This window comes from Gemmatimonadota bacterium (assembly GCA_026705765.1).
Taxonomy (GTDB): domain Bacteria; phylum Latescibacterota; class UBA2968; order UBA2968; family UBA2968; genus VXRD01.
In genome coordinates this window covers 16993-29468 of sequence record JAPPAB010000086.1, presented here as the reverse complement: position 1 = coordinate 29468, position 12476 = coordinate 16993, and the positions used below count along the sequence as shown (strand labels likewise).

At 52.5% G+C, this 12476-nt stretch carries 14 protein-coding genes; 6 read left to right on the top strand and 8 right to left on the bottom strand.

Annotated elements, in window-relative coordinates; all coding sequences use genetic code 11:
* Positions 1-54: 54 nt before the first annotated feature.
* From OXH16_11075 to OXH16_11040, 8 genes are all read right to left on the bottom strand, one after another.
* On the bottom strand, positions 55-1872 hold the full coding sequence (locus tag OXH16_11075) for a heparinase II/III family protein (protein ID MCY3681931.1): 1818 nt from the start codon (positions 1870-1872) through the stop codon (positions 55-57).
* A gap of 80 nt (positions 1873-1952) precedes the next feature.
* Positions 1953-2699, bottom strand: coding sequence for a leucine-rich repeat domain-containing protein (locus OXH16_11070; protein MCY3681930.1), 747 nt, complete (start codon positions 2697-2699; stop codon positions 1953-1955).
* Between the two features lie 208 nt (positions 2700-2907).
* The gene (locus OXH16_11065; GenBank protein MCY3681929.1) at positions 2908-4656 is read right to left on the bottom strand and encodes a helix-hairpin-helix domain-containing protein; all 1749 of its coding nucleotides are present in this window, start codon (positions 4654-4656) and stop codon (positions 2908-2910) included.
* A gap of 85 nt (positions 4657-4741) precedes the next feature.
* Complete coding sequence (locus OXH16_11060) at positions 4742-6580, bottom strand: ABC transporter substrate-binding protein (protein MCY3681928.1); 1839 nt, start codon at positions 6578-6580, stop codon at positions 4742-4744.
* A complete protein-coding gene (locus OXH16_11055) occupies positions 6577-7059 on the bottom strand; it encodes a bifunctional nuclease family protein (protein MCY3681927.1) in 483 nt (160 codons plus the stop codon). Before OXH16_11055 ends, OXH16_11060 begins: the two co-directional genes overlap by 4 nt.
* A gap of 72 nt (positions 7060-7131) precedes the next feature.
* Positions 7132-7776 (bottom strand): O-methyltransferase, encoded by a 645-nt coding sequence (locus OXH16_11050; GenBank protein ID MCY3681926.1) that lies wholly within the window; start codon positions 7774-7776, stop codon positions 7132-7134.
* A 25-nt stretch (positions 7777-7801) separates the two neighbouring features.
* Positions 7802-8845, bottom strand: a complete 1044-nt coding sequence (locus tag OXH16_11045; protein ID MCY3681925.1) for a Gfo/Idh/MocA family oxidoreductase — start codon at positions 8843-8845, stop codon at positions 7802-7804.
* Positions 8846-8854: 9 nt separating this feature from the next.
* Positions 8855-9847 carry a Gfo/Idh/MocA family oxidoreductase gene (locus tag OXH16_11040; GenBank protein ID MCY3681924.1) on the bottom strand — a complete coding sequence of 331 codons (993 nt, stop codon included), beginning with the start codon at positions 9845-9847 and terminating at the stop codon, positions 8855-8857.
* Positions 9848-10095: 248 nt separating this feature from the next.
* On the opposite strand from OXH16_11040, the gene OXH16_11035 reads away from it, so the two are divergent.
* From OXH16_11035 to OXH16_11010, 6 genes are all read left to right on the top strand, one after another.
* The gene (locus OXH16_11035; protein MCY3681923.1) at positions 10096-10476 is read left to right on the top strand and encodes a hypothetical protein; all 381 of its coding nucleotides are present in this window, start codon (positions 10096-10098) and stop codon (positions 10474-10476) included.
* A 169-nt stretch (positions 10477-10645) separates the two neighbouring features.
* Positions 10646-11023, top strand: coding sequence for a VOC family protein (locus tag OXH16_11030; protein ID MCY3681922.1), 378 nt, complete (start codon positions 10646-10648; stop codon positions 11021-11023).
* 71 nt (positions 11024-11094) lie between these two features.
* Positions 11095-11364 (top strand): UPF0175 family protein, encoded by a 270-nt coding sequence (locus OXH16_11025; GenBank protein MCY3681921.1) that lies wholly within the window; start codon positions 11095-11097, stop codon positions 11362-11364.
* Entirely contained in the window at positions 11361-11558 is a 198-nt protein-coding gene (locus tag OXH16_11020) for a type II toxin-antitoxin system HicB family antitoxin (protein ID MCY3681920.1), read from the top strand. The genes OXH16_11025 and OXH16_11020 overlap by 4 nt, the downstream gene beginning before the upstream one ends.
* A gap of 29 nt (positions 11559-11587) precedes the next feature.
* Positions 11588-11815 (top strand): hypothetical protein, encoded by a 228-nt coding sequence (locus OXH16_11015; GenBank protein MCY3681919.1) that lies wholly within the window; start codon positions 11588-11590, stop codon positions 11813-11815.
* A 48-nt stretch (positions 11816-11863) separates the two neighbouring features.
* Complete coding sequence (locus OXH16_11010; GenBank protein ID MCY3681918.1) at positions 11864-12319, top strand: GNAT family N-acetyltransferase; 456 nt, start codon at positions 11864-11866, stop codon at positions 12317-12319.
* Positions 12320-12476 lie beyond the last annotated feature (157 nt).

Here is a 12476-nt window from a genome sequence, read left to right as displayed (position 1 = left end):
AATTTAAGGAAGAAACGAGAACGTGGAAAGAGCAAAGTTGCACACAGCACAGGTTTATGGGCTTACCTCTGGCGAGAGTTTTACTTTAATCTGCAGGTTTGTGACGTCTGTGAAGTGAATCGCCAGTTTTCTGCGGCCCTTGTTATCGGCCTGTTCGGGAGTGGGGGAGGTGGGCAAAGGAGTTGCGGCGAGGACTGTGAATACGGCGTCGGATGGCGATAAAATTTCCGCTTTGAGATGTTTGCCTCTGCGCGTTAGAAGGGCGGTTTGACCGTCGAGTTTGATACTGGCTCTCGCGTGCATGAACCACCAGAGTTCAGAAGGGGATTTGGCTTCGATGTCGTCGGTGATTACGACGTGATTTCGGTCTATTATCTCAAAGGTGCGCTGCGCGTGTGTCACATTATCGGCATAAACATCGGTGAGGTCGAGAACAGCAGTCGCATGATTGGGCGCAGCGTTAAAGGTCGTGATGGGGCATTCGGCTTTGGGATTCTGGTCCGGACCATTGCCGGGGTTGAAGACGAGGGTGTTGTGGCCTTCGGCGCGGATGCGATAAAATTCCCACCGTTGGCGTTTGTTGCGATGTCTTTGATAGGTTTCGCGTTCTGTGCCCGAGTCGATAGCCCATCGCTCGCCAAGTGCTTCGAGGATGAACGTGCCCTGATCGAGGTGCCGGTGCATGCCAAGGTTGTAATTACCGCCGGCCTGAATGCCAAGGACGAGGGCATGGGGATCGGTCCAGGAAGAACGCAGGGTGGCGACATCGGCTTTGCGAAAGTGTTTGTCGAGGGGGAGGGTGCTCGGGTCGAAGTCTTTTGCGCGGTCGTCGAACCACAGCAAATCGAGCACTGTTCCCCTGCCGTATTGTCTGAGCGTATCGTAGCGAAACCAACTGTAGTGTTGTATGTCGTAGTGCTTGCCCATCCAGAAGTGCATGGGAGAACTCACCCGCCGCAACCCGCAATCGGCAAAGTCAAAGCTGTAGCGATCTGCTCCCGAAATATAAATTTGATAATCTCCGCTCTCTTTGAACCCGGGTATAGCCGTGAGATCGAAATCCGTGCCGAGTGCGCTGAACAGGCTGGACAAAAAGAGCACATTGTAACGCGCACCATAATCCCAATAGGTCACGCCTTCGATACCCGCGCCATCCGGGGCGTAAAAATTCATCGATAGGGGAATGCCTTTGATGCCTTCGTGGAGAATTTCGCTGGCGAGTTCTGGTTCTTTATCGGCTATGACGAGCGCGCCCATGCCAAGCCCACCGTTGCAGACCTGGTTCCAGTTGTTGTGACTGCGCGTCCACCAGGCGTTTTCGCGATAGCCTTTTAAGCCGGGTTTGAGCCCCTTTTCAACGATGGCGTTGCGAAGGATGTGACGCTGGTCTTCTGTCCAATGGTCGTATAACCAGTCGTATCCAACGGCAAAGGCATAGGTCATTTCTGCGGTGTCGAGAAAGTGATTGGGGTTCCAGTCTTTGAATTGCGCCGCGGCTTCGAGTTCGGCCCAGGCGCGATCTAAGTAGGGTTTTCCGCCTTCCATGAGATAGATAAAGGCGAGGTGCCTTACGCGCTCTTTGACGCGACGGCTGGTGGAGAGCAGGCGCCTTCCGTCCGGGATGCTGTATTTCGATGGTTTTTGCGCGAGTATTTCCCGGGTTTCTCGCTTGACCCGGCGGTAGATTTTGGCGGCGATCGTATCTCGATCGATTTGCTCTTTGATGCGCGAGAGGATGTTTGCATCTATCATCAGACGCGGGTGGCCGGATTTCAGGGTCGTTAGGATCCGGTCTCGATTTGGGGGTGTGAATGCTTCTGTGTGTGTTTGGATACTCAACATGAGAATGATTATTATCGCGATTGATTTCATGATGTCCTTTTAACGACAACGAGTTCGCCCAGCCTCACCGAGCGAACCCGTTTGTGTATGGCCTGAGATATTACAGGCATTTAGCTGTCTGTATTTACCTTAACGCCTTTTTTTGTCAAGGCGGGAATATGCGTCTTCATCGATGCCTCGTTCAGAGCGTTGCGCCTGATATTCAGTGTTGCCAGGTTAGCCAGTCCAGCGGCCGGTGCGAGATCTGCAACTTTGTTGTTGGCGATGTTCAGGGTTTTCAACTCAGCCATCCCCGATACTGCCGAAATATCCGAGACTTTGTTACCAGAGAGATTCAGCGTTCTCAATTTGGTCAAGCCCGACAATGCCGAAATATCCATGACGTTGCGGTTCGCATTGAGATTCAGCGATCTCAGGTTGGTTAATTTAGCAAGTGCCGAGACGTCGGAGACATTATTGCGAGTAAGGTTTAGTGTTCTCAGTTTTTTCAAGCCGGCAAGTGCCGAGATGTCGGAGACAGCGTTGCTGTTGACGACCTTATTCTCCACGCGCGTAGCACCGAGGTTCAGTACTGTCAAATTTTTCGCGTGCTCGAGTCCGCTCAAATCGCTGATGTTTGCATTCTGGGCGACAAGGCGTCGCAATTTTGCCATGTCAGCCGTGGTGATCACCGCATCGCTGGCCATGTTCAGGGAATCCGCAACAACCGCACGCAGATTGGCGTCGGCGATCATGGCTGGTTTTGGCTCCATCTTTTTAGCATTTTGCTCGCTCTTCAGGTGATGGCCCGCGTCGCTCGCGCTATAGCTGCATGCAATGAAAAGTGCGAGGATCAGGGGGAGATGTCGATACTTCATGGTTTTTCCTCCAGATGGGGGTGAATGAGGCACGTGAAGTGCCTGTACTGAATTGCTGAGATACTGAGCACTTGTGACGTAACAACTTACGAGAGATTTCCTCCTTTCTGGCGTGGATGCGTGTTTCTCTGTGCTCTAATCGGGAAATAATAACATGGAAGTGTTTGATTATCCACTAAAAAATAAGGGGTAGGAGAAGAGAGAATAACTAACGCTTGAGGTCGAGTTGTGCCGACCAGGAGGAGGTGCGGTGATGGCTGTAGCGCGTTGACAGACGGAAATGCGTGGTTGCCCAGGTGAGGCGTAGGCCGCGATTTGTGCCGTCTCCCGAGAGGGTGAGCAGGCGTATGCCACCCCAGACATCGGGTTCGACGTCGTAGATACGCGCGTTGTAGGATGAGATTTTGTGGTGGGTGGCCCATAGTGCGAGGGAGAAGCCCGTAGATTTGCCGAGTTGAAGACGAAGCCCGGCGGCGTTTCCCGATGTACCGGCGTGAGCGCGCTGGAGCCAGGCGGTCATGGTGCGGGTGGGGCGTTTGTAGATGAGCGCGAGGCGAAGGCTTTGGCGGGGTACGCGATTTGTCGCATTTCTGGCATCGGCGGTCAGGCGCGTAGAAAACCCCCTGCTGAAGCGGTAGTTAAAATTGAGTCGCAGGCGAGCACCGCGTTCTGGCAGTGCGCTTTTCTCTGGCCTGAGCTGACCGTGACGGTCGAGGGCGATATCGATGCGTTTGCGTTTTGATATGCGCCAGGTCAGGCCAAAGAATGCGCCCCATTCGTTGTTCGGGGGAGAGCTATAGGCGGCATAAGGTGCGCCGTGCAAGCTGTGGAAATCTGCGCCATAGCGTCTGCCAATGAGATGGAGACGCAGGGTAGGTGTGCCAGCGACGAGGCCGGTTATGAGAGCTCTATGAGCTATTTCGCCAAATAGGGCGATGTGGTCGGTGCGGTAGAGGGCGTTGAGGCTGAATAACAAGCCTGCCTGAGCAGTGCGCGGTACAACGGATTCGCTGGCTATGTCAGATGCTACTGGATTGAAGGCCGTGTTGAGGATTGTCAATCCTACGCGTTTTTCTGAGGAGCCAATGGCTATGTTTGCGCCTGTGAGGCGTTCGCGAAGCGCGTTTTTGCGCGCTTGTGAGGTTTCGGTGTGGTGAAGGCCGCTGGTGTAGATGCGCGTGTTGGCGCCAAAGGTCGCATCCCATGTCATTCGCCCATACATCAGGCTCCAGAACAAATGGGTGTGTGAGCCGCTCAGGTAAATGCCGCGCAGGGCACCGTGTTCTATACTGGTGCGGTTGCCTGACCGCGTGGCATTGCGGGTGCGTGCATAGCTCAAGCCGGTTGCACTACGTGTGCGGCGTGAAAAGAGCAATCCCTGTCCCCATTCAGGACGCACGTCTCCCAGGATGATGTTGACGTGGGAAAAAGGCAGGGCAATATAGCCAGTGGCGTGATCGGTAAGGGTTGGTTCTTCAGGGTCGCGCTCTGTAAGAAAAAAGGCAGAGAGACGTGTGGGCGAAGTGATTTCGAGGCGCTGGTAGAGGCGCATGTCGCCAAAGCTATTGGCGCGTTTGGAAGGACGCGAGACGCGGGATGTGTATTGCAAACGCCATGGGCGCAGGGGTGCGATGGACAGATAGGGCGCGATGAGGTCAATGTGCTCTGCCGATAAGCCCTGCACCTGGGCGAGTTCCGCAAGGGTGCGATAGGGGCGATGGGCGATGATTTGTCGGGTGAGTTCTGGGGTGAGACCGGGCAGAATGAGCAGGTCTTTGGCACTTACACGGTTGAGCTCAAGACGCATGCCTTCGAGGTCGCGCAATAAGTCGTTATAGGCTTCGGCTTCGCTTTCGGTGTAGATGGCGGGCGGTTGCGCGAATAGGAGTGCGGGAAGGCACAGGGTGAACACAATGTGCCATGCGAGCGTGCGGATGTGAAAGATGTGTTCTGGCATTGGGGCCATTTGCGATGTAAAGGTCTGAATTTACAGTAAGTTGTTGTATTACTGCAATAGACCTTAAGCAAACGGTATGCCAGTCTCACTTCTTATACGGTTCTATTCTGCGATTTCGGATGGTGAGCATATACATCCAGGCATTTTCCCGATGGCCTTTGCCAAAGGATATTTGGCCGGTTGCACCGGGTATATCTGTGAGGCTCTCAAGGCGATCTCGCAGGCGGTCTCGGGTGGTGCCGCCCGCGTTTATACCGTGCAGGATGGATAGCATGGCGTCGTATCCGAGGGCAGCAACGATATTCTGTTCCTTGCCAAAGCGCGAGCGGTACGCGTTGACAAAATTTTGGACGGATTCGAGATGGCTCTGGTCGTAGTATTTTGCGACAAAAATAGCGCCATCGACGTAATTCCCGCCATCGCGAGCCACTTCATCGTGGTTCCAGCCATCGCTGCCGAGTACCTGGGAAGAGACGAGGGCGGAATGAAATTGGGGGGCGATGAGTAAGATGTCTTCAGCACCACCGGCAATGAGGATGCCGTCCAGGGCTTCGACGACTTCGAGTTGCACGGTGTCCGGGTCAACTACAACGGGTGGGGGAGGGGCAACGCGTATGTTGCCGAGGATTAAAGAGTCAATTTCCGAAGCGAGATCGTCGGGCGCTTGAAGTGCCAGTCCCGCGATGCGTATGCGTTCAAATTGGCGGCGATAATCCGTGGTGCCCGGTTCGTACCATTCTTGAATGAGCACTTCGGCACCGAGGTCTTCGGCTTTGATGGCAAATTCGCGGGCGATGCTCTGACCATAATCATCTCGGGACGCGAGTGAGGCCAGCGTTCGCAAACCCTGTTTATTCACGGCGTGTTGTGCAATGTGTCTGCCCTGTGCGCCTGGCGTTGCATTGACCTGGAAAATATAGGGACTGAGGGATGCAATGCCGTCGTCTGAGGCTGTTGGGGCCACCAGGGGCACTTTTTGGGCACTTAGCATAGTTGCGATAGGCGTGGTTACCGCGCTTGTGAGTGCGCCGATGATGGCGAGTACATCGCGTTCTTCAACAAGGCGCTTTGCTGCGCGTGCTGCGCGAATGGGATCGCCTTCGGAGTCTTCAAATATGAGTTCGACCTGGTCGTTAGATGCGAGGGGATTGCGGTCTCTCGCGAGTGTGATGCCGTTGCGAAGGTCTTCGCCGCTTGGGGTGCCCAATGGGGCGATGACGCCAATTTTATAGCGCGCATTTTGGGGTTCTGGAGTGGGTTGGGACGGTGTGCGTTGGGTCATGAGGATTTGCCGCGCAAGCGCGGCGAATTGCCCATTTGGATGGTGCTCGAGAAAGAGGGTCAGGTATTTGTTGCCCTTTTCTGGAGCGCTGAGTTTGACGTGCCAGTGCGCTTTGCCAAAGGCAATGGCTTCGTCGATGATGGCGCGATTAAAGTCGGTTTTCAAATTTTCGACTTCACTATCTGGCAGTTTTTCGCTGCCAGATAATTGGCCCAGGCGGTCGGCTGCACGCGCTTTGAGGTGTATGTCGGCGCTGCTGGTGAGCACACGCGCATATTGTGTGACGGCGTTGTAAATATGGTGCTGGTGAAAATAACAGTCGCCAATGATTAGATCGGTTTCAGAGATGTATCGGCTGCTCGGGTAGTGGTGTTGAAGCTCAATGGCCGCGGTCAGAGCCAGATCGTACGCTTTCAATTTGTAATGCGATTTTGCCAGCATGAATCTCGCGGCAGAGGTGCGCTGGTTGGGGGGGTATTTTTCGACGAGTTCTATAAACCCATCCCGGGCGTCTGATAATTTGTCTTGAATATAATGGGCAATTGCGCGCTGGAAGAGGGTTTCCGCTTTATGGCTGTACATCTCACCCGATATCTGGGTAGAGAAGAGGATGAGAAACAGGAGTGTGGATAATGTTTTCATTGAACAAAATTGATAAAATCTTCTGGGTGCAGTTTTTGAAGTCTCTGCTGAAGGAGTCCGGGGGGATGGTTTTTGGACAATTCGATACTTTTTTTTATGACTTTTTCGTCAATGTAGATTGGCGCGTCAAATTTGAGTGCCATCAAGATCGCGTCGCTGGGGCGTGCGTCGAGTTCCAGAGGGGTTACGGGGGAAATGAGATGCAACTGCGCGCGATAGATGTGGTCTATAATGTCTGTGATGAGCGCGTGTTGAACGCTGGCTTGCAGGTTTTTAATAACCGTTTTGATCAAGTCGTGTGCAAATGGACGCGGCGGTTTGAAATTTTCGCCTGCGATATGAAGAGCAAGCGAGAACATTTCGCCCATTTGAATCCATATTGGCACGCAGTGGTCGCCGTCTTTTTGTTTGAGCATAACAACCGGCTCTTCAAATTGGCGGTCGATAAATATGCCTTCGATTTGGGCTTCATAGACCATGGACGCGACCTCTGTCAGTTTTTAAAAATATATGGGAGGGCAATGGTAGGGTCAAGCGATCAGTTCTTATATTTAGCCCAAAACGAGTGATACGGCAAGCCAGCCGCCTACGGGAATGATATTGGAGATGAGTTTGGGGTGGTTGGCAACGCGGCGGTTGTAGTCCTGTATGCCGCGGCGGCCATCCCCTTCGGATAGTGCGCGGTGTGCATGTCCGTGGCCATTGGCATTGTCGGCGATGATGAGGCCGCCCGGGCGCGTGTTTTCAAGGGAAAAGTCGAGGTATTTGGGATAGCTTTCTTTGTCTGCGTCGATGAAGATGAGGTCAAATGGTCCGTCTTGCACTGCGTCTTCCATGAGTTTTGTCCCGTCGCCAAGGCGTACGTCTGTTCGGTTTGATAACCCGGCTTTTTCGTAGTTGCGCCGCGTGACATCGGCGTGTTTGGGTTCAATTTCGAGGGTGATGAATTGCCCGTCTTCGGGCAGTGCACGGGTGAGCCAGATCCCCGAATAACCCGCGAGCGCGCCAAATTCGAGGATTTTTTTTGCGCCGATTGTTTTGGCGAGCAAATACAGGGTTTGTCCGGCTTCGGGGCTGACTGAGATTCGGGGAATACCCTGTTCGGCAGCATCGGGCATGATGTTTTTGAGCAAGTCGTCTTCGCGGGCGAAGACTTCCCGTTTGTATGTGTCGAGATCGGGATAGGATTGTTGCATTGGGTTATCCTTTCATTGCACGCTTTTAGAATGTAATTCTTCTGCCTTCTTTTGCCGATTGATACGCGCCGAGGATCATTTCAACGGAGACGCGACCCTCTTCGGGGGAGACGCGCTCATCGCTCAGGCCACGGATATAGTTGATGAATGGACGGGGTATGGCGGCGATGCGCTCGCCCTGCCCCTTGGGTATGTCCATTTTGAATTCGGTCCAGCGATCATCACCTCGGCGGATGTATTTGAGTGGTACGGCGTCTTCTGATCGCGGCGCAGAAGTGGAAGGCGCGTCGCCGTAGTCCTGGATGAGGGTTCCTTCGTCGCCGTAAATTTCAGTGGTGTTGACGCCTGCGGCAGTGGTGGAGCCGTTGAATAATATGCCCATTATGCCGGTTTTAAAACGGAAGATGGAGACGCCGTTATCGTCGGGCGCTGTATCTGTCACGATGTTGTCGATTTCGGCCATTACTGAGACGGGGCGTCCAAAGATCCAGTAGAACCAGTCTGCGGCATGGGTGGCGTCGTCGAAGTACATTCCGATATTGGCTATGGGATCGAGGTGCCATCTGGACGCGCCAGTGACAAAGTGGGGGTTGAGCAGTACGGGGATGCAATGTCTTCGGCGGACAACCGCGATATTACCAACTGTGCCTTTGTCAACGAGTTCCTTAATTTTGCGGTTGACGGGGTCCTGCCGCATCTGAAAGGCCATGCTGAATTTGACACCCGAGTTATTTACGGCTTCGGTGATGCGGTCGCAATCTTCAAGGGTAGTGGCCATGGGTTTTTGTAGCAGGATGTTTTTACCCGCTTGAGCGGCCACTATCGCGTATTCTGCGTGGCGATTGGTCTCTATGCCGATCATAACGGTGTCGATGTTTGGGTCGCTGAGTACGGCATCTGCGGATGTGCGAAATTTCATGCCGAATTTTTCAGCATTTTCGCGTCCGCGATCTGTGTTGTCGTCCCATGTGGCGATGAGTTCGACATCGTCAAAATGCTGCATTTGGCCGCAATATGTGTTGATGTGTCCGTGTGCGTGGCTGATGACGCCAATGTGAACCTTGTCCATAAATGTCCCTCATTTTACGTAAACAACGGTTTCGGTGTCGAGCGACTCAATGGCTGCGGCAATGACTTTTTGCGCGGCGAGTCCTTCTTCGCCCGAGCCGTCGATGTCTTCGGGTGCAACCCCGTCGCTGACCTGTCGGAGAAATGTGCCGATGCGGTCGCGGAAGGTGTCGATAAAGTCGCCAAATCCTCCAAAGGCCGGGTCAGTGTACACGGTTTTTTCGAGGTTGCCCGCCGGATAGAGGGTGAGTTCGTGCCACATGTCTTCGAGGACGAAGCGGCCACCTGTGCCGGCGACTTCGCAGCGTTCCATGGGGTGCCCGCGCGCGATGTCATAACTGCCCGTGAGTGAGCCGACCACGCCATTTTCAAAACGCATGTTGAACTGCGCAGTGGACCATATTTGGCGCCCGGGTGCTTTGGTGGCGAAACAGTGGACCGCTTCGATATCGCCGCAGAAATAGCGCATGACGTCGATGGTGTGTGGGTGGAGTGCTTTGAGGTGATAATACGGCGAGCTTTCCGCCGGGTTCATGATCCACATCGCCATATTGATAAAGAGCAGATGGCCCAGGCGCCCTTCATCGACCCATTTTTTTGCAAGGCGAGCAGCAGGGGTAAAGCGGTGGTTGAGGTCAATGCCATAGCAGACGCCCATTTCTTTTGCTTTGGCGACCATTTCTTCGCCGTGGGAAATATTATTTGAGATGGGTTTTTCGCCCAGGACGTGACAGCCAGCTTCGATGGCTTGTATGGTGGGCGCGTAGTGATCGCTGCTGTATTCATATCCGCCCGTGGCTACGCTTACCACATCGGGTTTGAGTTCTTCAAGCATTTTCGGAACATTGTAAAAAGCGGTGACGCCGAGGCGTTGTGCGGCCGCATTGGCGCGGGTTTCGTCGATGTCGCATACGCCCACGAGATCGGATAGTGGGTTTTCTATATAAATATCAGCGTGCCGGTTGCCAATTGGTCCCAGCCCGATGACACATACACGTAGCATAAAGGAACTCCATATTTGGATTGGTGCTCAATCGTCCAGTGTTTGACGGCGACGGGAGAGTTTTACTTTTTATTTAAGCATAAATTATTTTTCGTCAAGATGTTTGCGAGGCGGGGTACAACTTTGGCAGGTGTACTATTTTTGGTTTGCAATAAGGTATTTTTCCTTGCCAAGTGTGTTTGAATCCGCTAAATTACGGCGTCCATATTTTTGAAATTCGGCGGAGTTTATTATTTTTACAAAATGCTATGAAGCGCGAAAGAATACATTATAACACGGTGCGCGAAATTTGTTTTTCGCCAGAAGATATCGCTCGCCTTTCCGATAATTTACAGGAAAACGGCGCGCCGTGTCATATTCGCCATTTAATGCCCGGCGAGGCAGATCCCGTGCGTTTGGCTCAGGTCAAAGACATCATCGAGACGGTGCTGACGGGGCGCAAGTACGAGGTTTTGTTGCTGCGCTCACAGGGCAAGACTTTTACAGAGATCGCGCTGCTTTTAGAGATCTCAAAAAGTGCGGTGCAAAGTCACTACCGTATCGCCATACGGCGAGTACAACGCGCTCTGGGTATCGTGCCCAGGCAAAAGGTCAAACCCCCATCACCATCGACGTATTCCATGGTCTAACTTTCCTCTCTCTGTTTTGTCAATCAGGTTCCGCTTTGTGCGCGACCTGTTTTTTTTTGCCCAGGCCTCCAGTCCCTCGCCTTTTTCTTGTCTTTGTTTCATTCATGTGTATCTTTGGTGGTCATTTAAGTTGTCAATCGCACTTTTTCATTTTTGAAAGGAGCTTTCCATGGCTGTATTTCTTCATACGCGCATTCGCGTGAGCGATTTGGACAAGTCGATCCAGTATTATTGCGATCACTTTGGTTTTGTACTAAAAAGCCGTTCGGATAAGTCACCAGCGGGCAATCAGATCTGCCATCTGGAATTGCCGGGCAACGAGCATACGTTGGAATTGACGTATTCCGATGATTACGAGTTGAATGTGCCCGAAGATTTGATGCATTTCGCTATCGGGGTGCCCGATTTGATCGCTTTTTGCGATGAGCTGGAGAAAAAGGGACTCGAGATCTGGCCCGGCGATTGGCGAGAGACATTCCCCACAGGGCGCAAAATGGCGTTTGTCGATGATCCCGATGGGTATGAAATTGAGTTGTTGGAGAGGTAAAATACGAGGGATTGCCTGACTGAAATAAGGCGGTCCCTCAAGTTATTTTAGGCTCGGTAGGAGAGAATGGTATGGTAACGGTTACTTTTGAACTACCAGAAGATGTGCTTTCTTCTGTGCGGAAAGGTCCCGATCATTTCACCCGGGAATTGCGTCTGGCTGCCGCTGTGAAATGGTACGAGATGGGGGAGGTTTCTCAAAGCCGAGCGGCTGAGATTGCTGGACTATCCCGCAGTGAGTTCATAGAGGCATTGGGCCGGTTTGAGGTTTCAGTATTCCAATACAACGTGACCGAAATTGCGGAGGAACAGATCAAATTAGAAGACGGGAGTTTGTCATGACCAGACAGTTGACTGCAATTATAGAACGCGAAGGTGATGGCTACGTCGCCCTCTGTTCTGAGTTAGATATCGCGAGTCAGGGAACAACTGTGGCTGAATCTCGAGAAAATTTGAAGGAGGCATTAGAATTGTTTTTTGAGACGGCTTCAAACACCGAAATTCAGCATCGGTTGCACGATGGAGCGGAACATTAGAGTAAATTAAATTGCAAGGGGAATGAGCTGTGCAGCACCGTCATTTAAACCATCAAAATTTCACACTCGCCGCGATAGACGATGTGATTCGTCGTGGTCGGTGGGACGATTGGGCTGAGTTGCGTCGTGCGGCTCTTGAAGACCGCGCCCTGCTCGACAAGATCGAACGCGTTTGCGCCCATTGTGTTTCTGATCCATATGCCCAACGTCATCACTTTTGGATGAATTATGTCAAAAAACATCGCGGTACTTCCTGAATGTTTATTCGATTATATCTGCGAACAGAATAACTCAGTTCAAGAGTGATGTTACCCAATTTAACCGTGCGTTCGGCACAAACCTCTGATAAAAAAGCCCTTAAAGAACTGATAGAACTGATTGGGCCACAATGTATTATAGAGCTATCAATTAGACGCGTTTCCATAGATGTGGAGCAGGCACTTGTGGCTGTGCAGGGCGATTGTGTGATTGGGTTTGTGGCGTGGTTGCAGGATGAGATGCAGGCTGTGATTGTGGGGCTTGGGGTGCGTGTCACGCATCGGGGTTTTGGCGTGGCAACGCGGTTGGTCAATGCACTGATAGAGCATTTGCGAGAGGTGGGGGTGCGGTTGTTGGAGGTGGTTGTACCGTGCGATAGGGTTGGTGCGATAGGGGTGTTTGAATCGGTGGGGTTCAGGCGGTTGGGATGCAGTGCTGCAGACTGCGTTATATTTGAGTCTCGCTTGTGGGGACGCAGAAATCGGGCAGATGGATTTGCGTGATGACGAATAGACGAATAGACGAATAGACGAACCCCACCCAACCGCCCAAAATCACTACGAGCTTCGATTCGTTGATTCGCAGATTCTTTACAGGAGGTGAGAGATGCGCGGTTGCATCTTTTGCCTCCTGTTATTAGTTTGGTGATGTTGGGCAGGT